This is a genomic window from Streptomyces alanosinicus, assembly GCF_014650595.1.
In the GTDB taxonomy this organism is placed as follows: Bacteria; Actinomycetota; Actinomycetes; order Streptomycetales; family Streptomycetaceae; genus Streptomyces; species Streptomyces alanosinicus.
In genome coordinates this window covers 194,348-219,935 of sequence record NZ_BMVG01000008.1, presented here as the reverse complement: position 1 = coordinate 219,935, position 25,588 = coordinate 194,348, and the positions used below count along the sequence as shown (strand labels likewise).

Annotated in this window: 23 protein-coding genes and 2 pseudogenes; 12 read left to right on the top strand and 13 right to left on the bottom strand. The window is 72.8% G+C overall.

Translation table 11 applies throughout. The annotated features are described in order from the left end of the window. Positions 1 to 119 precede the first annotated feature (119 nt). From IE277_RS19850 to IE277_RS19835, 4 genes are read right to left on the bottom strand one after another with little or no spacing between them, the layout of a single operon-like run. On the bottom strand, positions 120 to 371 hold the full coding sequence (locus IE277_RS19850) for a hypothetical protein (RefSeq protein ID WP_229881809.1): 252 nt from the start codon (positions 369 to 371) through the stop codon (positions 120 to 122). 47 nt (positions 372 to 418) lie between these two features. Then, positions 419 to 571 (bottom strand): hypothetical protein, encoded by a 153-nt coding sequence (locus tag IE277_RS19845; RefSeq protein ID WP_189954234.1) that lies wholly within the window; start codon positions 569 to 571, stop codon positions 419 to 421. 26 nt (positions 572 to 597) lie between these two features. Further along, on the bottom strand, positions 598 to 1,530 hold the full coding sequence (locus IE277_RS19840; protein ID WP_189954232.1) for a M56 family metallopeptidase: 933 nt from the start codon (positions 1,528 to 1,530) through the stop codon (positions 598 to 600). Positions 1,531 to 1,537: 7 nt separating this feature from the next. Beyond that, on the bottom strand, positions 1,538 to 1,921 hold the full coding sequence (locus tag IE277_RS19835) for a BlaI/MecI/CopY family transcriptional regulator (protein WP_308433402.1): 384 nt from the start codon (positions 1,919 to 1,921) through the stop codon (positions 1,538 to 1,540). A gap of 233 nt (positions 1,922 to 2,154) precedes the next feature. On the opposite strand from IE277_RS19835, the gene IE277_RS19830 reads away from it, so the two are divergent. Together IE277_RS19830 and IE277_RS49560 are read left to right on the top strand one after the other, a co-directional pair. Then, on the top strand, positions 2,155 to 2,730 hold the full coding sequence (locus IE277_RS19830) for a TerD family protein (protein ID WP_189954228.1): 576 nt from the start codon (positions 2,155 to 2,157) through the stop codon (positions 2,728 to 2,730). A gap of 20 nt (positions 2,731 to 2,750) precedes the next feature. Then, positions 2,751 to 2,879, top strand: a pseudogene (locus IE277_RS49560) (TerD family protein); the annotation flags it as partial. Positions 2,880 to 2,961: 82 nt separating this feature from the next. Here the strand turns inward: IE277_RS49560 and IE277_RS19825 are convergent. Beyond that, complete coding sequence (locus IE277_RS19825; RefSeq protein WP_189954226.1) at positions 2,962 to 3,228, bottom strand: GlsB/YeaQ/YmgE family stress response membrane protein; 267 nt, start codon at positions 3,226 to 3,228, stop codon at positions 2,962 to 2,964. A 245-nt stretch (positions 3,229 to 3,473) separates the two neighbouring features. Here IE277_RS19825 and IE277_RS49200 point away from each other — a divergent pair, with 245 nt between their 5' ends. The 4 genes from IE277_RS49200 (at position 3,474) to tatA (ending at position 7,442) form a co-directional block, all read left to right on the top strand. Continuing rightward, a complete protein-coding gene (locus IE277_RS49200; protein ID WP_189954224.1) occupies positions 3,474 to 4,688 on the top strand; it encodes a TerD family protein in 1,215 nt (404 codons plus the stop codon). Positions 4,689 to 4,793: 105 nt separating this feature from the next. Continuing rightward, on the top strand, positions 4,794 to 5,156 hold the full coding sequence (locus IE277_RS19815; protein ID WP_189954222.1) for an ArsR/SmtB family transcription factor: 363 nt from the start codon (positions 4,794 to 4,796) through the stop codon (positions 5,154 to 5,156). A gap of 302 nt (positions 5,157 to 5,458) precedes the next feature. Beyond that, the gene (locus IE277_RS19810) at positions 5,459 to 7,165 is read left to right on the top strand and encodes an LCP family protein (RefSeq protein WP_229881808.1); all 1,707 of its coding nucleotides are present in this window, start codon (positions 5,459 to 5,461) and stop codon (positions 7,163 to 7,165) included. Between the two features lie 70 nt (positions 7,166 to 7,235). After that, positions 7,236 to 7,442, top strand: coding sequence for a Sec-independent protein translocase subunit TatA (tatA, locus tag IE277_RS19805; RefSeq protein ID WP_189954220.1), 207 nt, complete (start codon positions 7,236 to 7,238; stop codon positions 7,440 to 7,442). A 54-nt stretch (positions 7,443 to 7,496) separates the two neighbouring features. Here tatA and IE277_RS19800 read toward each other — a convergent pair whose 3' ends face one another. The 3 genes from IE277_RS19800 to IE277_RS19790 form a co-directional block, all read right to left on the bottom strand. Then, positions 7,497 to 7,730, bottom strand: coding sequence for a hypothetical protein (locus tag IE277_RS19800; RefSeq protein ID WP_189954218.1), 234 nt, complete (start codon positions 7,728 to 7,730; stop codon positions 7,497 to 7,499). Positions 7,731 to 7,792: 62 nt separating this feature from the next. Next, the gene (locus IE277_RS19795) at positions 7,793 to 8,662 is read right to left on the bottom strand and encodes a class II glutamine amidotransferase (protein ID WP_189954216.1); all 870 of its coding nucleotides are present in this window, start codon (positions 8,660 to 8,662) and stop codon (positions 7,793 to 7,795) included. 156 nt (positions 8,663 to 8,818) lie between these two features. Beyond that, entirely contained in the window at positions 8,819 to 9,733 is a 915-nt protein-coding gene (locus tag IE277_RS19790; protein ID WP_189954455.1) for a TIGR01777 family oxidoreductase, read from the bottom strand. Positions 9,734 to 9,831: 98 nt separating this feature from the next. Between IE277_RS19790 and IE277_RS19785 the strand changes: the two are divergent. After that, positions 9,832 to 10,425 (top strand): annotated as a pseudogene (locus tag IE277_RS19785) (cytochrome P450); the annotation flags it as partial. Between the two features lie 209 nt (positions 10,426 to 10,634). After that, on the top strand, positions 10,635 to 11,303 hold the full coding sequence (locus IE277_RS19780; RefSeq protein WP_308433408.1) for an L-tyrosine/L-tryptophan isonitrile synthase family protein: 669 nt from the start codon (positions 10,635 to 10,637) through the stop codon (positions 11,301 to 11,303). On the opposite strand, the gene IE277_RS19775 is transcribed toward IE277_RS19780, so the two are convergent. Next, the gene (locus tag IE277_RS19775) at positions 11,294 to 12,280 is read right to left on the bottom strand and encodes a TIGR01777 family oxidoreductase (RefSeq protein ID WP_189954214.1); all 987 of its coding nucleotides are present in this window, start codon (positions 12,278 to 12,280) and stop codon (positions 11,294 to 11,296) included. The two genes, IE277_RS19780 and IE277_RS19775, sit on opposite strands and share 10 nt — an antisense overlap. Before the next feature lie 84 nt (positions 12,281 to 12,364). On the opposite strand from IE277_RS19775, the gene IE277_RS19770 reads away from it, so the two are divergent. Continuing rightward, positions 12,365 to 13,222, top strand: coding sequence for a class I SAM-dependent methyltransferase (locus tag IE277_RS19770; RefSeq protein WP_189954212.1), 858 nt, complete (start codon positions 12,365 to 12,367; stop codon positions 13,220 to 13,222). On the opposite strand, the gene IE277_RS19765 is transcribed toward IE277_RS19770, so the two are convergent. Together IE277_RS19765 and IE277_RS19760 are read right to left on the bottom strand one after the other, a co-directional pair. Further along, positions 13,179 to 15,731, bottom strand: coding sequence for a beta-L-arabinofuranosidase domain-containing protein (locus IE277_RS19765; RefSeq protein ID WP_189954210.1), 2,553 nt, complete (start codon positions 15,729 to 15,731; stop codon positions 13,179 to 13,181). The genes IE277_RS19770 and IE277_RS19765 overlap by 44 nt on opposite strands. A 187-nt stretch (positions 15,732 to 15,918) precedes the next feature. Continuing rightward, entirely contained in the window at positions 15,919 to 17,085 is a 1,167-nt protein-coding gene (locus IE277_RS19760; protein ID WP_229881806.1) for a PucR family transcriptional regulator, read from the bottom strand. Between the two features lie 158 nt (positions 17,086 to 17,243). Between IE277_RS19760 and IE277_RS19755 the strand changes: the two genes are divergently transcribed. Both IE277_RS19755 and IE277_RS19750 read left to right on the top strand, forming a co-directional pair. Next, on the top strand, positions 17,244 to 18,737 hold the full coding sequence (locus IE277_RS19755; RefSeq protein WP_189954208.1) for a long-chain-fatty-acid--CoA ligase: 1,494 nt from the start codon (positions 17,244 to 17,246) through the stop codon (positions 18,735 to 18,737). A gap of 91 nt (positions 18,738 to 18,828) precedes the next feature. Then, complete coding sequence (locus IE277_RS19750; protein ID WP_189954207.1) at positions 18,829 to 19,278, top strand: DNA-binding protein; 450 nt, start codon at positions 18,829 to 18,831, stop codon at positions 19,276 to 19,278. A gap of 23 nt (positions 19,279 to 19,301) precedes the next feature. On the opposite strand, the gene IE277_RS19745 is transcribed toward IE277_RS19750, so the two are convergent. Together IE277_RS19745 and IE277_RS19740 are read right to left on the bottom strand one after the other, a co-directional pair. After that, positions 19,302 to 22,481, bottom strand: coding sequence for an amidohydrolase family protein (locus tag IE277_RS19745; RefSeq protein WP_189954205.1), 3,180 nt, complete (start codon positions 22,479 to 22,481; stop codon positions 19,302 to 19,304). Positions 22,482 to 22,568: 87 nt separating this feature from the next. Continuing rightward, complete coding sequence (locus tag IE277_RS19740; RefSeq protein WP_189954203.1) at positions 22,569 to 23,906, bottom strand: hypothetical protein; 1,338 nt, start codon at positions 23,904 to 23,906, stop codon at positions 22,569 to 22,571. A 123-nt stretch (positions 23,907 to 24,029) separates the two neighbouring features. On the opposite strand from IE277_RS19740, the gene IE277_RS19735 reads away from it, so the two are divergent. Further along, positions 24,030 to 25,262: a molybdopterin-dependent oxidoreductase gene (locus tag IE277_RS19735; protein ID WP_189954201.1), complete on the top strand. Its 1,233-nt coding sequence runs from the start codon at positions 24,030 to 24,032 to the stop codon at positions 25,260 to 25,262. The last annotated feature ends 326 nt before the right edge of the window (positions 25,263 to 25,588 follow it).

Sequence of the window (25,588 nt, the reverse complement as noted above, 5' to 3'; positions counted from 1 at the left end):
CGAAAAGCAGGGGACGAAGTCGAGGGCGGGAAGGGCCATCCGCTTCTCGCGGATCCGGATTGCGCGGTGCGCGGCTCTCCGGCCGCTTCCCCGCGTCTGTCTCTCGGTCCTTCCCGCCACTACCAGCACACCACGGAAACGGCCGTCCCACCAGGCCCGCCACAGCGCGACGGTCTCGTCGAGCCGGGCGGGCGGCGTTCCCACGGCACCTCGGACAGGTCGTACAGGTGCCGTCCGAAGCGGCCGGGACAGGCCGCGCCGACGGCCACGGCGAGCCGCCCGCCGGACGGCAGGCCGAGGGAGGCCAGGGTCTGCGCGCTCGGCACAGGGCGGCGCAGGGACGGCGGCAGCGCCGTCGTGGCCAGGGCCACGGTCTCGGTCGCCGGAGCCGGCGCGCCCGGCGCACCGGGATCCCGCTCTACCGCACCGGGAATCGCTGTTCAGGCAGGAGTTCCACGCCGAAGCGCTCGTGCAGGGCCGCCGCGGAAAGGCCCCCCTCGGGAACGGCGAAGCCCAGGCCCCGGAGGGCATGGACCGCGTCCGGCGCGTGCGCGGCATCCATCGTCATCACGCCGGTATCGCGAGGCGGCCACCCGCTCACAGCGGGGTCGCCGCCTGCAACAGGAGCAGCAGGGTGACCGCGGAGTTGGCCGAGCACGTCGCGGAGAGGACGGCCCCGGTGGCCGCCGTCCACAGGGCCAGGCCCACGGTCGTGAAGACGGACGGCCAGGCGCGCCCGCTCGGCGCCGGCGCGAGAAGCGCGGCGACCCGCCGGGGGAGCGGTCCGGGCGCGGCCAGCGCGGCGAGCGTCGGCGCGGGCGCGGCGCGGGAGACGAGCGCGGCGGTGCCGATCGCCCGGGCGACGGCCCTGCGGCTGCCGACGGCCCGCGCCGCCTCCTCGTCCGCCCAGCGCTCCGCCGTGTAGGCGACCGCCGTGCGCAGGGGCCGCAGGAACGGGTTGGCGCAGGCGGCGAGTTGGACGAGCAGCAGATGCCGGTGGTGCCGGGCGGCGAGATGGGCCCGCTCGTGAGCGAACAGCGCCCGGCGCTCCCGGGACGCCAGACAGTCGAGCATCGCCGTGGACACCACGATCCGCTCCCGCGGGCCGCCCGGCAGGGCGTAGGCGTACGGCTCCGCGTCCGGCAGCACCGCCACCTGCGTGGACGGCAGCCCGCGCAGCGCCGCGTGGGCACGCCGCCGTACCCGGCCGTGCCGCAGCAGCGCGCGGGCACCGGTCGCGACGACCGCGAGCAGTGCGGGGATCGCGGCCTTCCCGGCGACCTCGTGCCGTGGCACGCTCGCGCGCACCTCGGGGTCCGACCAGCCGTCCGGCAGTGGGTTGCCGGGCAGTTGGGCCGTGCCGACGACCATCAGCAGGGCCAGACACAGCGTGCTGCACAGCGCCATGACCGTGGCGACGCCGGTCAGCAGCACGGTGGCGGTGCGCGGATGCAGGCGCTGCTCGGCCAGACGGGCGACCGGCCAGGCCGTGAGCGGCAGGACCAGGGGCAGGAAGACGAAGATTCCCATGCGTGCCTCAGTCCTCGTCGTCGGCCTGGTCCAGCAGTTCGCGCAGCAGTCGCTCGTCGCCCTCCGGCAGTGCGGTGATGAAACTCGCCAGCACCGCCCGGCGGTCCTGCTCGCCGTCCAGGACCTTGCGCATCTTCAGCGCGGCGAGCCCCGCCTCGTCGGCGGCGGGCAGCCAGACGAACGAGCGGCCCTCACGCCTGCGGGTCACGGCGTTCTTCGCCAGCAGCCGCACGAGGACCGTCATCACGGTCGTGTAGGCGAGATCGGCCGCCAGGCGCTCCTGCACCCAGCCCGCGGTCACCGGCCGGCCCGCCTCGTGCAGTGCCGCGAGCACCCGGGTCTCCAGCGCGCCCTGCGCCCTGCGCGGGCGGCGTGCCTCGGGCTCCGTCACCGCTGTCTCCCTTCCGCCGGGCCTCGCCTCTCCGCCGGGCCGCGCCTCGATTCCCCGTGCCGGAGGAACATCACGAGGAACATCACATCGTACAGAGCGGACCCCATGGCCGGTTTGCGCTGCTCGTGGCGGCATCGGCCGTGCCGCACGGCCCGCAACTTCTACAGTGTTGTAGATTCAATTCGGGTCCGGGACACGGATCCGAACCGATCATGTGCGTGGAGGGACGAACCATGGGTGTTTCCCTGTCCAAGGGTGGAAACGTGTCGCTGAGCAAGGAGGCGCCGGGACTGAGCGCGGTGGTCGTCGGACTGGGCTGGGACGTGCGGACCACCACGGGTGCCGGCTTCGACCTCGACGCCTCCGCCCTGCTGCTGAACGACTCGGGCAAGGTCGTCTCCGACCGTCACTTCGTCTTCTACAACAACCTCGCCAGCCCGGACGGCTCCGTCGAGCACACCGGTGACAACCTCACCGGTGAGGGCGAGGGGGACGACGAGAGCATCAAGGTGAACCTCGCCGCCGTACCCGCCGAGGTCGACCGGATCGTCTTCCCGGTGTCCATCCACGACGCCGACGCGCGCGGTCAGAGCTTCGGTCAGGTGCGCAACGCATTCATCCGCGTCGTCAACCAGTCCGGCGGCGCCGAACTCGCCCGCTACGACCTGTCGGAGGACGCCTCGACCGAGACCGCGATGGTCTTCGGCGAGCTGTACCGGGGCGGTGCCGAGTGGAAGTTCCGGGCCGTCGGACAGGGCTACGCCTCCGGACTCGCGGGCATCGCGGGCGACTTCGGCGTCAGCGTCTGATCCGGCGCGGACGGCTCGCGGACGTCGCCTTCTTCCGGCATCTGGCCGGCGACGACGGCTCGGTGCGGCACTTCGGCGACGACCTCACCGGCGGCGCGGGCGCCCGGGGCGACGACGAGGTCGTCCTGGTGGACCTCGCGCGCGCTCCATCGCGGCGGCTCCGGCCGGCAGTTGACGGCCCTGGGCGAGCCGGCCGCGGGCCGGACGTTCCAGGATCCGCCGCCCGCCGCGTCAGTCGCGGGAGTTGCCGAACAGGAGGCGGTAGCCGATGAGCAGCACCAGGGAGCCGCCGATCGCCGCGCCCCAGGTGTAGAGGTCGAAGAAGTGCTTCTCCACCGGGCGGTCGAGGAAGCGGGCGGAGAGCCAGCCCCCGACGAAGGCGCCCGCGACGCCGATGAGGGTGGTGCCGATCAGGCCGCCCGGGTCGCGGCCGGGCAGCAGGATCTTGGCGATGCCTCCGGCGAGCAGGCCGAGGATGATCCAGCCGATGATGCCCACGGTGTTGTCCTTCGGTCGGGTCGGGTTCCGCGCCGCAGGCGCCGGACGCCGACACTGGGGGTTGCCTGTTTGCGCAAGCCTAGGGGTGGTTGAGGCGCTCCGGGCAAGGGGGGTTCGCCCCCTGATGACGAGCCGTGGAGGTTCTGCTACATGATTAAGACATTGCGCAATCGGGGAACTGAAGAGGCCCCGGAGACGTCGATCATGATGGACGCGGTAAGTGTGAGCGGCTGCGGAGGACGTGGATGAGTGTGTCCCTGACCAAGGGCGGCAATGTGTCGCTGAGCAAGCAGGCCCCGGGCCTGACTGCTGTGACGGTCGGGCTGGGCTGGCAGGCGAAGACCGGGTACGAACCGGACGTCGGCGCGCTGCTGTGCGACCCGTCGGGCCAGGTGCTCTCCGACGAGCACTTCGTCTTCTTCAACAACCTGAGCAGCCCCGACGGTTCGGTCCGCCACTGCGGAACCGGCAGTCCGGCCGACGGGGACGACCAGCGGATCCAGATCGACCTCACCAAGGTCCCGGACCGGGTCGAGAAGATCGTCTTCCCGGTGTCCCTGTACGACGCCGCGAGCCGCGGCCAGGCCTTCGGCCAGGTCCAGCGGGCGCACATCCGCGTCCTCGACCGGGACGGCGGCACCGAACTGGCCCGCTACGACCTGGCGCCCGGCAGCCTGTCGACGGAGACGGCCCTGGTCTTCGGCGAGTTGTACCGGCACGGCGCGCAGTGGAAGTTCCGCGCGATCGGCCAGGGGTACGCCTCGGGACTCGCCGGCATCGCCACGGACTACGGCGTCACCGTGCTGCAGGAGGAGGCGCCCGCGCCCGCGATCCCGACCGAGAGCCCTGCTCCGCCCGGAGGTTCGCGGGCGATCGCCGGCACATCCCTGCCGTCCACCTCGCAGCCGAGCGCCGGTACGCCCCTGCCGTCCACCCCGCACCCGAGCGCCGGTACGCCCGTGCCGCCCACCCCTCAGCAGCCGCCGGCCGGCGCCCCGCCGGCCCCGGTGTTTCCCCCATCTCCGCAATCCATGACCGGGAGTTCGACCGTGACCTGCTTCTTCGACCCCAACCACGGCCCGGGTGCCACGACCGTGACCTGGTCCCCGCAGTGGGGCGTGCCCCGCCCCGTCCAGGTCTGCGGCGCCTGCGCACAGCGGGTACAGACCACGGCACCGCCCTTCTACACCCCGCCCCAGCAGGGCTATCCGCAGCCTGTGCCGCAGGGCTATCCCCAACAGGGCTACCCCCAGCAGGGATATCCGCAGCAGGGCTACCCGCAGCAGGGGTACGGACAGCCGTACGCGGACCATGACCACCAGCAGGGCGGCGGCCGGCGCTTCGGCACCGGCGCGCTCATCGGCGCCGGCGCGGCCGGCCTCATCGGCGGCGCACTGCTCAACGAGGCGTTCGACGACGACGAGCCGGACGTCGAGGTCAACAACTATTACGAGGACTGAGTCCTCTCCCTCCCCCACGCCCGCTGCTGGGCTTCCTTACGGGGCCCCTACACTGGGTGGGCGCGTGCGCGTCAACTGTGACGAGGGCGGGGACGGGAGAAGACGGTGACGGAGAACGCCGCGGGCTTCGACGACCCGCCCGCCGAGGTGCTGGCGGAGGCCGCCGCGGCGTTCGGTCTGCTCGCCGCCCCTGCCCGGCTGCACCTGATGTGGGCCCTGTCGCAGGGGGAGAGCGATGTCACGCATCTCGCCGACCGGGTGGGCGGCGCGCTGCCCGCGGTCAGCCAGCATCTGGCGAAGCTGAAGCTGGCCGGCCTCGTCCGCTCCCGTCGCGAGGGCCGGCGGCAGGTCTACTACATCGACGACCCCGATGTGGTGACCCTGGTCCGCGTGATGGTGGGCCAGCTGACCGCGCGCTCACAGCACACCTCGGCCGCCGTCCACGGACTGCGCAGGTCGAGTGGCTGAGGGCCGTCCCGCCGTACGGTGCTGCTCGGAGCCGGTCGGGCCATCACCTTTCTTATATCCGTTCTTATGTACGGCGCGTAGACTCCGGCTCTCGTACCGCCCCGGACCGTACGGTTCCATGAGATGCCTCACCTGTGAATCATGTGTGCGTCTGTGCTGTTCGGGCAGCTGATTTGTTAGATTGCGCAATTACGCAAGCAAGGCGGAGCAGCCCGCTCCGCCCGCCCGTACATCGCCGCACGGGCCGGGCCGTACACCCCATGGCCCGGACCGAGGGGCCCGACCGTTCATGGGAGTGGGAGATGAGCGACCCGTGGGACGGGCCCTCCGGGCAGGCCACGCGCAGCCGTAGCGCGCGGGTACCCGGACAGCGAGCGGCCGAGCCCGACGGGGCGCGCCCGTCGGGCGGCCGGGCGGCGGCCAGGGCCGCCGCCCGCTCCCGCGTCGGCAAGCGTGCGCACCGGGGCCGTCAGCCGGGCCGCGCCCGCAAGGTGCTGAAGATCCTCGGGATCAGCCTGTCGGTCATCATCGTGGTCACGGCCGGCGCGGGCTGGTGGTTCTACGAGCACCTGAACGGCAACATCCACAGCGTCTCGCTCGACGGCAAGGGCGGCACCGAGAAGGCCGACGCCTTCGGCCGCACCCCGATCAACATCCTTGTCATGGGCTCGGACGGCCGCACCAGCGCGGCCGACTGCAAGCTCGGCGGCGGCTGTTCGCGGACCGGGGTGCAGACCGGCAGCAACGCGGATGTGCAGATGGTGGTGCACATATCCGCCGACCGCTCCAACGCGACGGTGATGAGCATCCCCCGCGACACCATGACCAAGGTCCCGGCCTGCCAGGACAGTGACTCGGGTCAGTCCACGGCCGGCTACTACGGCCAGATCAACAGCGCGCTGCAGTACGGCCCCGCCTGCCAGGTGGCCACCGTCCACCAGCTCACCGGCATCCCGATCGACCACTTCGTCAAACTCGACTTCTCCGGCGTCGTGCAGATGTCCGACGCGATCGGCGGTGTCTCCGTCTGTGTCAGCGACGACGTCTACGACACCTACTCGCACCTGAAGCTGTCCAAGGGCAACCACACCCTCAAGGGCGACGCGGCGCTGGAGTTCGTCCGCTCCCGGCACGGCTTCGGCGACGGAAGCGACCTCGGCCGTACGACGACCCAGCACATCTTCCTCAGCTCGATGATCCGCAAGTTCAAGAGCGCGGGCACGCTCACCGACCCCGCCGCGGTCTACGGCCTGGCCGACGCCGCGACCAAGGCGCTGACCGTGGACGACGGCCTGGGCACCGTGAAGAAGCTGATCTCGCTCGCGTCGGACGTGAACAAGGTGCCGACGAAGCGGATGACGTTCACGACGATGCAGACGGCCGCCGACCCGGGTGACAAGGACCGGGTGGTGGTGGGCCCCGGCGCCAAGAGCCTGTTCGCCACGATCGCCAACGACCAGCCGCTGACGGACGGTTCCGGCAAGAAGTCCGCGGCCGCCTCGGTGACCGCGAAGGCCACGGCCCCGGCCGTGCCGGCCGCGCAGATCGCCGTCACGGTCGAGAACGGCACCGCGGTCACCGGGCGTGCCTCGGAGATCGCGTCCGCGCTGACCGACCAGGGCTTCAGCTCCGCCACGACCACGGCCAACGCGCCGAGCCCCGCCACGGCCACCACGCTCACCTACGGCGCCGACCAGAAGGGCCAGGCACAGACCGTCGCCAAGGCGCTGGGTCTGTCCTCCACGCATCTGAAGCAGGGCACCGGCACCGGCCTGACCCTGGTGATCGGCGGCGACTGGCCGAGCGGCACCAGCTTCCCGGGCGGCAATTCCGCACCGGCGCCCGCCGACACCCACGCCGCGGTCTCCAACGCGCATGCCTCCACCGCCGATCAGGCCAAGACCTGCGCCAAGGTCAGCCCCTACAAGACGGTCACCGTCAATGGCGTGTCCATGACGCCGACCCAGGCATACGCGGCGGCGCGCGGCAAGCCCGATTCCGACGCCTGACCGGGGCGACCGACCCGGTGCACCGGCTGTACAGTTGCGCAAGGCCGCAAATGAGAGAGGGGCGGGCGCGATGCTCCGCAACGGACTGGAACCCTGGCACCTGCTGATCCTGGCGATCGTCGTCATCGTGCTGTTCGGCTCGAAGAAGCTGCCCGAGGCCGCCCGTGGACTGGGCAAGTCCATGCGCATCCTCAAGAGCGAGGCCAAGGCCATGAAGACCGACGACGAGGCGCAGCCGTCCGCCGCTCCCGTGGCGGAGGGCAGGCCGGCCGACTGAACCGCGACCGCCGGTCCAGTCGGGCCGGCTATCCGGTCGGGGCCGGCGATCCGGTCAGGGGCTGGCGATGTCGAAGCCGTACCGCAAAGGCTCGGTGGTGACGGTGTAGTCCCGGCGGTACAGATACACCGCCTCCGCGCGCACGCCGTCGGGCGGTGCGGCCTCGACCGGGCAGGGGCGGGTCACCTGGATCACGCGCGGCCGGTCGGAGACCTTGATCCGCAGCCCGTTCGCCGGCCCGCCGGTGAGTACGGCGGTCTCCCAACCCGTCACTTCGGTAGTCTCCACGGCTGACAGTTTAAGGGTTGCGCAAGTTATGAGGTCGTGAGTCCGGTCACTGCCCCGTCCGGTTACGACGGGCGCTGGGAGGCCGCCGCGTCGGGGCGGAGGTCGGACAGGGTCAGCGGGTGGGCCGGGGGATCGGGCAGGGCGATGCGGGAGGCCACCTCCAACTCGGGGCCGACGTGGAGCAGTTCGCCGGGTTCCATGAGCCGCCAGTGCGGGCTCTCGTCCATGCGCTCGCTGGCCACGACGACGGACGGGGCGTCGCCCAGGTGTGCCGAGCGCACCCGCAGACGTCCGTTGCGGCCGGTGTGGTCCAGGTGCCGCGCACCCTCGTGGCCGCCGGCCGGGCGGCGCAGGACATACAGCTCATGAGTGGCGGGATAGCGCAGGGCCCACAGTTCCCGGGCGGTGACGAGGATGATGTTCAGGGCATACAGGGGGAGGTTCCCGGCGACCCAGCGTGCCGCGGACACAAGGCCCGCGGACACATCCCCGCCCTGTGCCGCGGTCTCGCGTGTCACCAGGGCGAAGAAACGCTCGGAGTCGGTGTCGCCGCGCACCAGCGAGCGGTCCTCGCCCAGCTGCCGGTCGAGCGCGTCGAGCCCCTCGATCACACCGTTGTGTGCGAACAGCCGCCCCTGCTGCGTGAAGGGGTGTGTGTTGCGCACATCCAGCCCGCCGGTGGAGGCGTACCGAATATGTGCCAGGAACGTGGCCGACTCCACATCCCGGGCCTCCTCGGCGAAGGCGCGGTCCTCATAGGCGGCGATCGGCGCCTTGTGCACCTCCGGGGTGCCGTCCGCGTCGAAGTACCCGAGCCCGGTGCCGTCCGGTTCGCGGTGGCTCTGTGCGCTCAGGCTGTCGGGGGCGTCCAGCAGCCAGAACATGGCGTGTGTGCGCAGTGGAGAGCTGATCAGTCCGAACAGCCGGCACACGGCAACCTCCTCGTCACCTTCGTCCGCCGGGCCCCGTCGACCGGCACCCGGACGACCATCGTCCCGCGCGGCGGCCGTTCCCGCACCCGGCACCACCCGGGGCATGCTGTCCGCTTCCAGGGGCGGGCAAGGCACTCGGCCCGCTCCTCCACCTCGTCAACCGGCCGGTCGCAGCGCCGAGTCGAGGGCTCCGTCGATGGTGGGGTGGGAGAAGGCGAACCCCGCCTTGTGCAGCGCGGCCGGTACGACACGTGCGCTGCACGTGATGCTCGCGGCGAACTCGCCGAGCGCCGTGCGCAGGGCGAAGGCGGGGACGGCGGCGAACGCCGGTCGGCGCAGGGCGTGGCTCAGCGCCCGGGTCACCTCGCGGTTGGTGAGCGGCTCGGGGGCCGTGAAATTGAGGGGCCCGGAGAGTTCCCCGGTACCGAGGGCGAAGCGGAGCGCCGCGATGTGGTCCGGCAGCGAGATGAAGGGCCAGTACTGGTCACCGGAGCCGAGTCGGCCGCCCAGTCCGAGGCGGAACAGCGGGAGGAGACGTCCGAAGGCGCCGCCCCGGGCGGAGACGACCAGACCGGTGCGCGGGTGGACCACGCGGATGCCGGCCTGCCGGGCCGGGTCGGTCGCAGCCTCCCAGTCGACGCAGACGCGGGCCAGGAAGTCGCTCCCGGCGGACTCGCCCTCGTCGACGGTCCGTTCACCGGTGTCGCCGTAGAAGCCGGTGGCGGACGCGGACACCAGGACGCGCGGCGGACGGGCGGCAGCGGCGCAGGCGCGCGCGACGGTGTCGGTGCCGCGTACCCGGCTGTCGTGGATCTCCCGCTTGTAGGCGGCGGTCCACCGCTTGTCGCCGACCCCCGCGCCGGCCAGGTGCACGACGGCGTCGGCGCCGTCCAGGGCGCCGGGCTCGACCCGGCCCGCGACCGGGTCCCAGTGCGCGGCCGCGCTGCCGTCCCGTGGGGCGGCGGCGGACCGGTCGCGGACGAGCCGGACGACCTGGTGGCCGTCGGCCAGCAGTGAGCGGGTGAGAGCGGAGCCGATGAGTCCGGTGGACCCGGTGATCGCGACGCGCATGGCGTCCTCCCGAGGAACGTCGTGCTGATGGTTCAAGTTTGAAGCATAGGCACGATACAGCGAGTGCTTGTAAGTTCAAGTAAAGATCCGTGTCCGTCGACGAGCTCCTCGGCCGCCTCGTCGCGGCCCGTGACCGGGGTGAACTGTCCCCACAGGAGCTGGACTCGATGATCTTCCAGCTGCTGGTCGCGGGCCAGGAGCCGGTCACCGACCAGATCACCACCGCCCTGATCGCCCTGTTCCGCAACCCGGCCCAGCTCGCCCGGCTCCGTGCGGACCCCGCCCTGCTGCCCCGTGCGGTCGAGGAACTCCTCCGCTTCGACAGCGCCTTCGAGCTGACCACCTGGCGCTTCTTCGACGCGGACAGCGATCTGCACGGCACCCGGGTCCCGGCCGGCGACTCCGTGATCGTCTCCCTGTGCGCCGCCAACCGCGACCCGCGCCGCTTCCTCGACCCCGACACCCTCGACCTCGGCCGCACCCCCAACCCGCATCTCGCCTTCGGCCACGGCATCCACTTCTGCCCCGGCGCCGCGCTCGCCCGCGCCCAACTCCAGATCGCCCTCGGCACGCTCCTGGCCCGGCTGCCGGGCCTCCACCTGGCCGTCGAGGACGCGGAGATCGAGTGGATCCCGGCGGTCCTCGGCCGCGGCACCGGCCATCTGCCGGCCGGCTACGACCGCCGTCTGTGACCCGGGAGCCACCCCTGCCGCCCCGTCCTCACGCTCTTCGGAGACCCGTATGCCCGTTCCCCTGACGACCCGCCGGACCAGCGCATCACGAGCGTCAGCGCCGCGATCCTGAGCCTGCTCCTGCCCCACCATCGCACCACCGACCCGGGCCCCGCGCCCGCCGCGGCGTTCCCGCACCACCTGCGCCGTATCGCCGCTCCCTCCGCTTCCTGCACCGGCTCTGCACGGACATCGAGCGGATCCACCCGCCCGGCGCCCGCATCGTCATCTGCTCCGACGGACATGTCTTCGGCGATGTCATCCACGTCCCCGACCACCGCATCGACGCGTACGCCGACGAACTGCGCGGCCTCATCGCCGGCCTGGGTCTCACCCGGCTGTCCGTCTTCGACCTGCGCGACGTGCTCGGCGATCTGCCCCACGACCGCAAACGCGCCCATGTCCACCAGCACCACGCGCCCGCCGTCGAGGCGCTGCGAGCCGAGGTGCACGCCGACGACCAGGTGCGCGCCCTGTACCGGGGCATCACCCGCTTCCTCGTCGAGGACACCCCCGACTTCCCGGGCACCCGCTCGGCCCTCCAACGCGCGTGCCGGCAGCGGGCGTACGGCGTCCTCCAGCGCAGCCGCGCCTGGGGGACCCTGATCGCCGCACACCATCCGGCCGCCGTACGGCTGTCCATCCATCCCCAGCCGGCCGGCGCCGAGAAGTTCGGCATCCGCCTCCTGGACGCGCCGGACGCCTGGACCACCCCCTGGCACTCGGCCGCCCTGCACCGGGCGGACGGCACCTGGACGCTGATGCCCCGCACCAGGGCCGCACGGCTGGGCCGGCTGGTGACGGTCGACGGCCGGGCGAGCCACTTCCGTCAGGAGTGAGACGGCTTCGCGGCCACCCGGCCGCGAGGGGCCCGACGGGACAACCTCACCCGCTGCGCGAGGTCCAGGGCGGCCGGCTCCCATGACCGGTACGTGAAGCCGAACCCGGCCTCCCGCAGCCGGCCCGGGATCACCCGGCGGCTCTTGAGCAGCAGCTCCGTGTCCGTGCGCACCGCGAACGCGCCCAGCTCGGCCATCCAGCGTGTGGCCGGCAGCCCCACGGGGACGCCCCAGGCCGTGCGCAGCGCCCGCATGAAGTCCCGGTGCGGGAGCGGGCAGGGGGCGGCGAGGTTCACCGGCCCGGTGATGTCGTCCCGGTCGATCAGGAACTCCACCGCGCGCACGAAGTCCTCGTCATGAATCCAGGACACGTACTGCGCACCGCCTGCCACCGGCCCGCCGAGCCCCAGCCGGGCCAGCGTCAGCAGATGGTCGAAGACCCCGCCCCGGTCCGGGCTCATCACCATCGCCGAGCGCAGCGCCACCTTCCGGGTCGCCGGCGTCGAGGCCTCGGCCTGCGCCCGCTCCCAGTTCTTCGCGATGTCGACGCTGAAGGCCCAGTAGTCCGGCACTCCGGCCTCCGAGCCGCCGATCACCCCCGTCGCCTCGTCGTTCGGCGCGTCGAAGCGGTGGGCGTAGACCGTCGCCGTACTCATCTGCAGCCACACCCGCGGTGGCCGTGCGGCGGCGGCGATCGCCTCCCCGACCACCCGGGCCGAGTCCACCCGCGAATCCATCATGGCGCGCAGGTTCTCGGCGGTGTAGCGGCAGGAGACACTGCGTCCGGCCAGGTTGATCACGACATCGCTGCCGTCGACCACCTCGGTCCACCGGCCGGGCGTGACCCCGTCCCAGCCGACCTGCCGCGCTCCCACCGGATGCCGGGTCAGGACGGTGACCTCATGGCCGGCCGCCGTCAGCGCACGATCGAGAATCGTGCCGACCTGGCCGGTTCCACCGGGCAGAACTATTTTCATCGAGCCCCCTCGTTCGGTGCGCACAGCGTAGCCGTAGATTTGAACGTGTTCAAAAGCGGCCCGGGGGAAGGACGGGGATCGACGATGAGCGACTGGCAGTGGGACGAGACCCTCTTCGAGGGGACGGCCCCCCACTACGCCCGGGGCCGGCTGCCGTATGCCCCGGGGCTGGTGCCGTTGCTGGCCGAGGCGCTGGCCGCCGACGGGCACGGACGGCTGCTCGATGTGGGCTGTGGGCCCGGGACCGTCACGATCCCGCTCGCACCGCTGTTCCGTGAGGCCGTCGGGCTCGACCCGGACACCGGACTGATCGCCGAGGCCACGAAGGGGGCCGTCGCCGCGGGGGTGGCCGCCAGGACCCGCTGGGTGCGGATGCGTGCCGAGGAACTCCCGGCGGGCCTGGGGCTGTTCGACGTCGCCGTGTTCGCCCAGTCCTTCCACTGGACGGACCGCGAGCGGGTGGCGCGGACCGTGCGCGGCATGCTGCGGCCCGGCGGGGCGCTGGTCCATCTGTCGGACCTGAAGACCGAGTCCCGTACGGCCCGGGGTCTGCCGTGTCCGGCGGTGCCCTACGGGGACATCGAGGAGCTGGTCAGGCGTTACCTGGGCCCGGTCCGGCGGGCCGGCCGCGGGCTGCTGCCGCACGGCACGCCCGGCGGTGAGGCGGCGGTGCTGGCCGGCGCCGGTTTCCTCGGCCCCGAGCGCCATGTCGTCCCCGGCGGACAGGAACTGCGGCGCGCCGTGGACGACGTGGTGGCCTGGACGTTCTCGCTGTCGTATGCGGCCCCGCATCTGTTCGGCCCGCACCGGGAGGCGTTCGAGACGGATCTGCGCCGTCTGCTGGTGCGGGCCTCGGCCGGGGGCCTGTTCTCCGAACGGGCCCCCAGCACCGAGGTGATCATCTGGCGGTCCGGGCCAGCGCCGCGACCTCGGCCGCGGTGAGCGTCCTGCCGTAGACGCGGAAGTCGTCGACCGCCGCCTTCAGATACGGGTCCGGGTACTGGGACCTGCCGATGTACGCGGCGCGGATGTGGTTGCCGAAGTATCGGGGTTCGACGGTGACCGCCGTGTTCCGGCCCGCCTCGCGGCCGTCGACATACAGTACGGCGGTGCCGGAGCCGTAGGTGACCGCCACATGCGCCCAGCGGCCGGTCGGCAGCGGATCGGCGTCGATGCGCTGTTCCTCGCCTCCGCCGCCCGTGGTGATCGCGTAGCGCAGGGTGCCCGAGTCGCTCCGCGGGGTCAGGAACATATTGGCGCTCACCCCGGTGCCGAAGTCGAAGATCCGGCTCCAGGTGGCCGGCTGTCCGGCCAGGTCGACCCAGGTCGCCACCGAGTAGGCGGACGCCCCGGCGAGCAGGTCCTCGGCGAGCGCGACATGACCGTCCGTGCCGTCCAGGGCCACGGCCCCGCCGATGTGGCCCTGGGCCCGGGCGGCCCCGCCCGCGAGCGTCGCCGCCCTGCCGTTGCCGGTGGCGTCGGCCGCCGTGCTGCCGGAGGTCTCGTCGAAGCGGTACCAGGCGGCGAACTCCGGGGGAGGGGACGGGGGCCGGCCGGTCAGCCAGTACACGTTGTAGTACTGGTGGTGGACGCGGGCGATGGGCAGCAGCGGGACCGTCTCGCCGTCGGCGGTCGCGGTGAGCCGCAGCGGATCGGCCGACGTCTGCCGGACGGAGGAGGTGTCAAGGCGTGGCATCCAGCGGCTCGCCGTGGTGCCGTACGCCCCGGCCAGCACCACCGGACCGTGCAGGACGGCCTGTACGTCCGGGTCGTCGGGCGCCGCCTCCACCCTCGTACGCATCGGCAGGCTGACCTCGACCCGGTCACCGGTCCGCCAGGCCCGCGAGAGGCTCAGCCAGCCGCCCGCCGCCGGACGGTCAGGCAGCGTACGGCCGTTCAGCGCGACACGCGCGCCCGAGGCCCAGCCCGGGACCCGGATCCGCAGCTCATGGCTCGCGGACCCGGCCGTCACGGTGAGGAGGGTCGAGGCGGAGTCGGGCAGCCGGGTGGACTGCCGCCAGGTGATCCCCTGCTCCTGCCAGCGCACCTCGGACGGGACGAACAGATTGACCAGCAGCCGCCGTTCGTCGTGCGTGTAGATCGTGTCCGCGAACTTCGCCTGTGTCTCCATGCCGGTGCCGTGGTCGCAGGAGAAGTTGGCGTAGTCCGTGGAGTAGGCGTTCGGGTCGGTGCCCATGAAGGACGGCTGCTGCTTGAAGGAGCCGGGGCCGAGGCCCGTGTAGTAGATGTTGAAGCCGTGCGCGGAGTCCGGGTCCTGCTCGCCCAGCATCTGGTTGAACAGGGTGCGTTCGTAGTGGTCGAGCAGGTCCGTGCGGTCGGGATCCTCGAAGTGCAGCAGCCGGGTCAGCTTGAGCATGTTGTAGCTGTTGCAGTTCTCGCAGGTGCCGTTGGACAACTGGCCGGCGACCACGTCCGGTTCGTGGAAGGCCTCGCCGTTGCTGTTGCCGCCGATGACGTACGAGTGGTGGTCGGTGACGATCCGCCAGAAGTTCGCGGCGATCGTGCGGTAGCGCTCGGGCAGGCCCTCCTGCCACAGGCGCAGCGCGCCGACCATCTTCGGGATCTGGGTGTTGGCGTGCAGCCCCGCGAGCCGGTCCTCCCCGGCGGCCAGCGGATCGAAGACCCGGGCGTGGGTGAAGCGTTCGGCCACCCGCAGCCAGCCGGTGTCGCCGGTGAGGGCGTGCAGATCGGCGAGTACGTCGTTCATGCCGCCGAACTCGGTCTCCAGCACCCTCTGCATCTGCGGGTAACTCAGCTTCCCGGTACGGGTGTCGACCCAGGCACCGAGCCGGAGCACCACGTCGAGGGCCTGCTCGTTCCCGGCCAGCCGGTACTGGTCGACCAGTCCTGCCATGATCTTGTGCAAGGTGTAGTACGGCGCCCAGACGCCCGTCCCGGCCTCCAGCCGGTCGAAGAAGCTCTCCGGGAAGGCCGAGAGATACCCCTTGCCGTATCCCGCCGACGGCGAGGCGGCCTGGCACGCGGCCAGGGCGGCGACGAGCCGGCGGCCCTTGTCGCGCAGCGCGGTGTCGCCGGTGCTCGCGTAGGTGAGGGCGAGACCGGAGAGCAGATGGCCGGTGGAGTGCCCCCGCAGTTCGACGGTCGGCGCCTCCCAGCCGCCGCAGGGCTCGGCGGTGCTGGGCAGGCCGACGTTGAGCCGGAAGGTGTGCAGCAGCCGGTCGATGTCGACGAAGCGCAGATAGGCGGTGTTGCGCAGCTGGTTGTCCCGGAACGGCCCGGCCAGCAGGGTCACCGCGGTGAGCGGGAACGGCGCCACACGGCCGGCCTGCGTGCGGGGCGATCCGCTGGGGTGGGGTGATCCGCCGGGGCGGGGTGCTGCCTGGGCGAGGGTGCCGTCCGTCACCGTGAGAGCCGCGGCGGCCGCGCCGGCCACGGTGAGGAAGGACCGTCTGCCAAGGGGTGGGGTCACGAAGTCCTCCGCATGTCGATGGCTGGGGGAGGAGGGTCCCGGTCTCCCGCCCCGCTGACGTTCGTTCGAAATATCGAATGTTGTGCGACATGCTGTGCGAGCATCCACCGTAGAGGACTGGCTCCTGGTGTCAATCTCATGGCCCGACTGGCCGGATCTGAGCGGGAGTCAGGGCCCGCCCGCCTCCTCAGGAAGGCAGCAGGCGCAGGGCGTACAGCGCCGCGCCCAGGTCGGCGACGGCGATCGGGTCGGTGAGCGCGTGCCCGGTCACCTCCTCGATGCGGCGCAGCCGGTAGCGCACGGTGTTGGGATGGACGAAGAGCCGTTCCGCGGCCTCGGCGGCCACACCGCCCGAGCCGAACCAGTGCCCCAGGGTCTGCAGCAGCCGTGCGCGCTCCGCCTCGGGCAGCGCCAGCAGGGGACCCAGGGTCACCTCGACCAGCCGGCTCGACTCCGCCGGGGCCGCCGCGACCAGCATCGCCAGCGGACTGTCGTCGAACCGGGAGACGCCCGGGCCCGCGCCGGGCAGCCCGGCCAGGGCCAGCCGGGCGAACCGCAGCGCCTGCGGGGTCTCGCGCAGGGTGTCGAACCGGGGGCTGACGCCCACCCGGGCGCGCCGTCGGCGCAGCGCCCGCAGGCCCATCTTCTCCGCGTCCCGATGCTGGAGCGAGACCAGCCCGATCTGCTGGTCCGGCAGCAGCCGCCACACCGACGGCACCCCGAAGCGGCGCAGCGCGGTCTCGATGCCGGGCAGCGGCTCCTGGCCGGGATCCGGGACCGCCGCGGCCACGACCGCGTACGGGCCGCGCTCCGGCAGACCGAGCTGGCGGGCCGCCTCCCACGGCGTCGTACGATCCGCGAGGGCGCCCGTGAACAGCGCCTCCGCCAGGGCCGAGCGGCGGGCCTCGCGCTGCAGCGCCAGCTCCGCGCTGGCCTCGCGATAGGCGGCCGCCACGGCCTCCGCGTACCGGCCGAACAGAGCCCAGATCTCCGAGGAACCGGCCACCAGCTCGGCGTCCGTCACCTCCGGATGCCGGTGCGCCTCCTCGACCATCTCCGACCAGAACAGCTCGAAGCCGACCCGATAGGCGTGCAGGGTGTCCGCGAGCGGAACGCTCTGCTCGGCACGGATCCGCCCGGTCTGCAGGGCGGCTCCCACGTCGGGTTCGGCGCCGTGGGCGAAGCGCCCCAGCAGCAGATCGGCGTTGTCCTCGCAGGACTCCCTGAGCGAGGAGAAGGGGATGAGCGACTCGTCCGCGTACGACTCGACCTCCGCGCGGATGCGTTCGGCCATCCGCTCACCCAGCTCGGGAAGGCGCACCCGCAACGCGGCGCCCACATTCTGCAGACCCATGTGTGCAGCGTACGGCGCCAAGTTTGTTCCTGGGAACAAAGTGGGGGCGTGCGGACTGTGGGTGCCGCCATGGACGCCCGCGTCACCGCACGCGAGCATGCCGTGAGCGCCCGCGACGGGACCCGGGGGCGCGGTGAGCAGGGGTGCGAGGAGGCATCATGGCCAATCTGGCGGACTTTCTGGTGGACACGGCGCGACGCCGGCCCGACGCCCCGGCGCTGCGCCTGGGCGCGGCGACCACGGCCTACGCGGAGCTGGACCGGCTGAGCGCCCAGGCCGCCGCGCTGCTGCGCACCGAGGGCCTGCGCACCGGCGACCGAGTCGCGCTGATGCTCCCGAACGTGCCCGAGTTCGTCGTCCTGTACTACGCGGTCCTGCGCGCCGGCGGCATCGTGGTGCCGATGAACCCGCTGCTGAAGGAGCGCGAGACCGAGTACCACCTGCGGGACTCCGGCGCCGTGCTGCTCTTCGAATGGCACCAGGCGCCCGGCGAGGGCGCCGCGGGAGCGAACGCCGCCGGGGTGCGGCACCTGGCGGTCGAACCGGCCGCCTTCGCCGCCGAACTGGCCCGCCTGGAGCCGCAGTTCGAGGTGACCGCCACGGCCGGGGACGACATCGCCGTCCTGCTCTACACCTCGGGCACCACCGGCCGGCCCAAGGGCGCCGCACTCACCCACGCCGGGCTCCGCCACAACACCGAGGTCAATGTCGCCGAGGTCCAGCGGCTGACCTCCGACGACGTGATCGTGGGCTGTCTGCCGCTGTTCCACATCTTCGGGCAGACCTGCACCATGAACGTCGCCGTGCACAGCGGGGCGTCCCTCACCCTCGTCCCCCGCTTCGACGCGCAGACCGTGCTCGACGCCATCGCCCGCGACCGGGCCACCGTCTTCGAGGGCGTCCCCACGATGTACGCGGCGCTGCTCCAGCACCAGGGCGCGGGCGCGGCAGACGTGTCCAGCCTGCGCATGTGCATCTCGGGCGGCGCCTCCCTGCCGGTGGAGGTCCTGCACGGGTTCGAGCGGCGCTTCGGCTGCATGGTGCTGGAGGGCTTCGGCATGTCCGAGACCAGCCCGGTCGTCTCCTTCAACCACCCCGACCGCCCGCGCAAGCCCGGCTCCGTCGGCACCCCCATCCGCGACGTCGAGGTCCGGCTGCTCGACGACGCCGGCCGGGACGTCGCCCCGGGCGAGGTCGGTGAACTGGCCGTGCGCGGGCCGAACGTGATGAAGGAGTACTGGCACCGTCCCGAGGAGACGGCCGCCGCCGTCCCCGACGGCTGGCTGCGCACCGGCGACATGGCGCGCCGCGACGAGGACGGCTATCTGTTCATCGTCGACCGGAAGAAGGACCTCATCATCCGCGGCGGCTACAACGTCTACCCGCGGGAGATCGAGGAGGTGCTGCACGAGCACCCCGCCGTCGCCCTCGCCGCGGTCGTCGCGGTGCCCGACGAGCGGCTCGGCGAGGAGGTGGCGGCCGCGGTGGTCCTGCGTCCGGGAGCCGCGGCGGACACCGAGGAGTTGCAGCGGTTCGTCCGGGACCGGGTCGCCGCCTACAAGTACCCGCGCCTGCTCTGGCTGACGGATGCGCTGCCGATGGGGCCGAGCGGCAAGATCCTGAAGCGGGAGATCACCGCGCCGGTGTCCTGAGGCCGTGCCGCTGTGCTGAAGCGCGAGGAATGAACAGGTTGTTCATCATAATCAGTTGACGTCATATTGTGTGTGATCCCACACTGCACGCATGGCATCCACCGCTGATCACACCGACCCCTTCACACCCCCGCAGCCGGAGCAGGCGCGCGCCCAGCGGGTGTACGCCTCGCTGCTGCGCATCGCCGAGCGGCACGCCGCGACGGACGCGCAGCGGCGGCGGCAGACGAATCCGTCGCTGCTCGGCCCGCACGAGGCCGTCCGGCTGGTGTCGTTCCTGCTCAGCGGGGCCGCGCTGGCGGAGGACGGCGAACCGGAGGTGGACCGGGCCGACATCACGGCCGCGCTGAGTCTCGTACCGCTGGTGCGGGCGGAGCTGGACGAACTGGAGGCCGGGCTGCTGCAGATGGCGCGGGGCCGGGGGATGACCTGGCCCGACATCGCCTTCGGCCTCGGCCTCGGCACCCCGCAGGCCGCCCGCCAGCGCTACGAGCGGCTCGCCGACCGCACCGCCGTCGAGGACGGCGATGCGGCCGGCTGACGCAGTGTCCGACTGACGCCGTCCTACTCGCCGATCGTGCCGGGATGACAGCACGCCCCCTGCCGGAAGTGCTCGGCCACCTCCAGCCATGTCATCCCGCTCGGAGGTTCGTGTTCTGCGGCGCGGGCGGACCGGTCCGCCCCGTGGAGGGACGTCAGATCCCCCTGTTCGTGGGGGACTCCCTCGCGGACCACGACCGGGATGTCGACGAGGGTGTCGAAGTCGGCGAACGGATCGCCCTCGACGATCGTGAGATCGGCGATCCTGCCCGCCTCCACCGTGCCGAGATCCGCGTCGAGACCGAGCAGACGGGCCGGCACGCTGGTCGCGCTGTGCAGGGCCTCGGCGGGGCTGAAGCCGTGGGCGTGCAGGGCGCGCAACACCAGATGCACGGAGAGGCCGACCGGGACCAGGGGCGCGTCGGTGCCCAGGGCGATCGTGGCGCCGTGATCCGCCAGCCGCCGGTAGTCGGCCATCTCGGTGGCGAGGGCGCGCTGTTGGGCGTCGGTGGGCGCGGTCCGGGCGTGCTCGCGGACCACGGCGACGTCCCAGGGCGGCATGAGCTGTGTCACCCGCGGATCCTCGGCCAGCCGGGGGTCGGCGGCGAGCAGGATCTGCGCGGTGAACGGCGTGATGACCAGCGCGAAGGACCCGTCGGCGTACTGCTCCACGAGATCCTGGCCGATGCGCCCGAGCGGGCTGGTGGCATGCCCGAACTCCAGGCGCTGGGTGGCCTGCAGATGGGTGGTCAGGCTCTGGCCCGCCGCCCGGCCGGGGGAGCACAGATGGCTGCCGCTGGGCACGCCGAGCGCGCGGGCGGCCTCCGCGGCCTCGGCCATGACCTCGCCCGGGGCCCGCACATAGGTCTTCACGAAGTCGACGTCCAGGGCGGCGGCGCGCCGCAGCGTGCGCCGGACACCCTCGCGGGTGCGATGGGCGCGGCCCATGCTGTACGCGGTACGCGCGCCGTCGAGGAGTTCGGCGCAGGCGAGCTGCCGCGGTCCGCGCAGCTCCCCGGCGGCGGCCGCCTCGCGGAGCCGTACCGCCTCGTACAGCGGACTGCCCAGACACGCCGTGGTCGTGATGCCGTACGCGAGCGCGGTGAGGCTCTGCCGGGCGCCGTAGGTGGCCGGATACGGGTGGGTGTGGCTGTCGAAGAGACCGGGCACGACCGTACGGTCCGAGGCGTCCAGGGTGCGGTGTCCGGGGCGGCGGGAGCGATGCGGTTCGACGGCGGTGATGCGTCGGCCGGTGATGAGGATGTCGACGTCGTGCCGTGGCGGCGCGCCGGTGCCGTCCCACAGCTGACCGGCGTGGACGCGCAGCGGCTCGGGGGAGTCGCCCGCGGCGCGCCCGGCGGTCAGGCGGAGCGGGAGCGTGTGGGCCCGCGCGGTGGCGAGGGAGAGCCGGCGCAGCCGGCCGTCGCAGAGGTAGAGCAGGGTGCCGGAGTCCGCGGACCAGCTGGGATGGTCGGCCGGCTCGTCGGTGAACAGGCGGGCGGGGCCGGCCGGGGTGCCGTCCGCCGTCACCGGCAGCAGCGACAGCGCCGACTCGGTCACCAGCGCCATCCAGCGGCCGTCGGGGGACCATACCGGCCCGGAGGCGACCCGGTCGGACAACGACTGGTGTTCGGCGGGCAGATGACGTCGTTCGCCGCCGGTGCGGGTGTCGATGACGCGGATGAGGTTGTATCCCTCGCGGAAGCGCTGGTTGAGCCGGTTGCGGTCGCAGAAGGCCACATACCGGCCGTCGGGCGACCAGGTCGGGGCGCCGGGCGGCCCGTCGGTGGCCAGCGGCCGGGCCAGCTGCTGCTCGGCGCCCGTGGCCAGGGTGCGCACCAGCAGGTTCCCGGTCAGGTCCTGGCAGGCCAGCCGGGTGCCGTCCGGGGACAGCGCGGGATACAGCCGGCCGCCTTCGGTCAGCGGCTCGTCGGCGCCGCCGTCCAGGTGGTGACGGTGTACGGCCACCAGCCCGTCCTGGTCCGTGCAGTACAGCACGCTGCGCCCGTCCGGCGCCCAGGCCGGCATCTGCAGCAAGTGGGTGTCGGCCGCCTGGCGCAGCCTGCGCGGTGTGCCCCCGACCGGCATCAGCCACAGGGCGTTCAGCGCCACGAAGGCCACGCTGCGTCCGTCGGGTGACAGGGCCGGCCGGTGCAGCCCCCGCACCGGGGCCGGGCGCTGCGGTGCGAGCGGACGCCGGCGCCGCCGCGGGGCCGGATCGGGCACCGGCATCCGCGCGGTGAAGGGCACCTCCCGCACGGAGGAACCGGACAGTGAGCGGACGCGGATCTGGCCGTCACCGGCGTACAGCAGCTCGTCCTCGCTCAGCCAGCACGGCGGGGCGGCCGCCAGGTCCTCGTCCGCCGTGACGACCTCGCCGTCGACCATCAGCCGCGCCGCGTCGGCGGGCAGCCCGGGGGTGCCCGCGCCGGTCAGATGCACATACGCGATACGGCCGGAAAGTGACACGGACGGGCACACCAGCCGGCCGCTGGTCACCGTACGCAGCACCTCCGCCGGGCCTCCGGCGAGCGGCACCCGGACCAGCGAGAGGCCGCCGTCGTTGCCGCCGCCCGGTGTGTGGGCGGCGCGTACGCACACCAGCGACCGGCCGTCGGCCGACCAGGCCGGATCGTAGTCCTCGTGGTCGCCGCCGGTGACCCGGCGCGGCCGGCCGTCGCCTAGGTCGAGCACCCACAGCCCGTAGGACGAACCGGTGGTGGCGTCGCCGCCGCGTTCGGATGAGAAGGCCAGCCGGGTGCCGTCCGGCGACCAGGCCACCCCGCGGTCGTCCCAGGGCCCGTCCGTCACCTGCCGCAGCCCGCCGCCGTCCGGGCGCAGCGTCCACAGATGGAAGCCGCCCCCGCGATAGCCGCACACGGCCAGCGTCCTGCCGTCCGGGGACAGCGCGGGACGGGTCGCCTCCAGCTCCCAGTCCGTCAGCCGCACGGCCTGTCCGCCGTCACGGGGCACCCGCCACAGCACCCCCTGCACCTCGGCGATCAACGCGCCGCCGGCGCGGCTGCCGGTGACCGAACCCCCGGTCATCCGGGTGTACGTGAGCACCTGCCCGGCGTGGTCGGCCTGGGCGTCCGGCGCGTCCGGCGCCCCCACGGCCGCCGCCGCCCGCCCGGACGCGCCGGCCACCAGTCCTGCCGCCGCCGTCCCCAGAAACCGCCGCCGATCGACGCTGCCGAAGTCCATCCCTTGTCCTTCCTGCCGTTTCCGTACAGCGAAGTGGCAGTGGCACGTTCCGCACCAGTACGCGATTTCAGCCACACCCGCCCCGTCTCACCACCCCGTCAGCAGCAGATGGTTGAGGAGCAGGGCGAGCACCGCCTGGGCGGTGAGCCAGCCACGGGGGCGGGGGAGCAGGGCGCAGGCGGGGAGGAGCCAGAGGGCGAAGGGCAGCCAGATGCGTTCCGTCTCCGCCTTGCTCATGCCGGACAGGTCGGCCACCAGCAGGGCGAGCAGCGCGGCACAGACGAGCACCGCCGGCCGTGTCCCGGCCGGTGTCCGGGCGCGGTCGGTGCCGGGCAGCAGCGTCGCGGTCGCCCGCCGCAGGCCCGCCGCCGTGGCCAGGCCGGTGATCAGGACCGTGCAGGCCAGATTGGCCCAGACCCAGTAGCCGTAAGGGCGGGTGCCGCCGACGCCCTGGTAGTAGCGCGTGACAAGAAGGTGGTAGGCCTGCCACCAGTCGAATCCCGCGAGCGTGAACAGCACGGGGAACACGGCCAGTCCGGCGAGCAGCGCGAGCAGCAGGGTGGGGCGTTCCCGCAGCCCCGAGCGGGCGAGTACGGCGACCGCCGCCCCGATCAGCGCGAACGGCGTGAGGCCGTAGGAGAGATAGCAGGTCAGGCCGGACAGCAGCCCCGAGGCCGCCGCGCAGACGTGGGACCGCCGGGTCAGGGCCAGGGCGAACAGGGCCACGGACCAGGCGGCGACGGCCGCGAAATAGCCGTCGGCGGACACGCCCTGCCACACCGCGGCCGGGGCCAGCACCAGGAACGGCGCGGCCCGGCGGGCGAGTTCCTCGTCGGTCAGTGCGCGCAGCGCGATCAGCACGGCCACGCAGCCCGTGGCGCCCACGACGATGCACCACATCCCGGCCCGGCCACCGCCCCCGAGCCCGATCCGGTCCAGCAGGACGAAGGTGAGCGTGGCGGCCGGCGGATGCCCGGCGATATGGGCGGGCCAGGGGTCCGGGGTGCCGCTGACGATGTGGTGGGTGAAGTCGCGCAGGGCGGCCGGGATGTCGTGGAAGCGGCCGATGACCCGCAGGTACTCGTTGCGGGTGGTCAGCCGGACCGCGATGCCCTGGTGCCAGCCGTCGATCAGGGCCAGGGACAGGATCCAGGCCACGGCGCCCGCCCAGGCCGCCGCGAGCAGGGCGCGCCAGGGCAGCCGGGCCGCGACACGGGGGCCGTACGCCACGGTGGCCGCCGCCACCGCCACAGCCGCCGGGGTACCCGGCCCGACATGCGGGTCCCACTCGGCGAACACCGGCGGCCAGTGCACGAACAGGGTGTGGCGGGTGTCCTGGATGTGCCGGCCGACGAGGACGGCCACGGTCACGAGCAGGGTGGCGGCACCGGCGGCGTACAGGTCGCGGCGGATGGATCGAGTCACACCGGAACGCTAGGCCGCGGAACCGGTCAACTGCTGGCATCCGGCTCAGCACGGGTGAAACGTCAGCATTTCGTCACAGGTCGCGGCCCCTTCTCCGGGGGTGTCCAGGCCTACGGTCGGGACATGCGCGACCATCCCCCTCTCCCCATCTCCCCGGGGTTCTGGCGCAGCCCGCTGCGCGGCCCCTGGCTCACCTCGGTGCTCGGCCTCGTCCTGCTCATCGGCATCACGGTGCTGTTCGTGACCGGTCTGGTGTCGTACGCCGCGTACAACCCGGGCCTGTCCCCGGTGAACGACCAGACACCGGACAAGGGCGTCCTCGGCTTCTATCTGTTCGCCTGGCCCACCGGCCCGGTGTGGCTGTACCGGCTCACCCAGGGCGTCCATGTGACGCTCGGCATCACCCTGATCCCCGTCCTGCTGGCCAAGCTGTGGTCGGTGGTGCCGAGGCTCTTCACCCTGCCGCCGGCCCGGTCCGTGGCGCACGCACTGGAGCGCGTCTCGCTGTTGCTGCTGGTCGGCGGCGGTCTGTTCGAGTTCACCACCGGGGTGCTCAACGTCCAGCTGGACTATGTCTTCCCCGGCTCGTTCTACCCGCTGCACTTCTACGGCGCCTGGGTGTTCTTCGCCGCCTTCCTCGCCCACGCCGCGCTCAGGACGCCGACCGCGCTGCGCGCCGTACGCGGGCGACTGCACGAACAGAGCGACCTGGTCACCCCGCGCCCCGCGCCGCCCACCGTCTCCCGGCGCGGCGCGCTGTGGCTGGTCGGCGGCGGCTCCCTGCTGCTGTTCCTGACCACGGTCGGACAGAGCCTCGGCGGGCCCTTCCGCCGGACGGCCCTGCTCGCGCCGCACGGCACGGCCGATCCCGGCGGCGGCCCGAACGGCTTCCAGATCAACAAGACCGCCGCCTACGCCGGCATCACCGCGGCCGACACCCATCCGGACGCCTGGCGGCTCGTGGTGACCGGCCGCAGCGGGACCGTTCGGCTCAGCCGCGCCCAGCTGCTGCAACTGCCGCAGCACAGCGCGTCGTTGCCCATCGCCTGTGTGGAGGGCTGGTCGACCGCCGACCAGTGGTGGCGCGGGGTGCGGCTGCGCGACCTCGCGGCACTCGTCGGCTACGACGGCGATCCGCCGGACGTGTTCGTGGAGTCCCTGCAACGGCACGGTGCCTTCCGCCGCGCGGCGCTGCGCGCCAACCAGGTCGCCGACGAACGCTCCCTGCTCGCCCTGTCCGTCAACGGCGAGGAACTCTCCCCCGACCACGGTCACCCGGCGCGGATCATCGTGCCCGCGGCACCCGGTGTGCTCAACACCAAGTGGGTGGCCCGACTGACCTTCGGAGACCTGTGATGCCGCACCGTGTACCTCTGGGTTCCGTTCTGCGGCGGCCGCGCCGCATGCCCCTCGGCAGCCCCCTCCAACTGCTGCTGCTCGCCTGCTCGTTCGCGCTCGCCGCCTACGCCGGGATCCGGCTGCTCGCCGGCGACCGGCTCGGGGTGGCGCTGTGGATCGTGGGCGCCGCCCTGCTGCACGACCTCGTCCTGGTGCCGCTGTACTCGCTGGCCGACCGTGCGGTCACCCGCGGCCTGGGGGCGGCCGGACGGCGCGGCTGGACGCTGTACGCGCGCGTCCCGGCGATGCTGTCCGGGCTGCTCCTGCTCGTCTGGTTCCCGCTG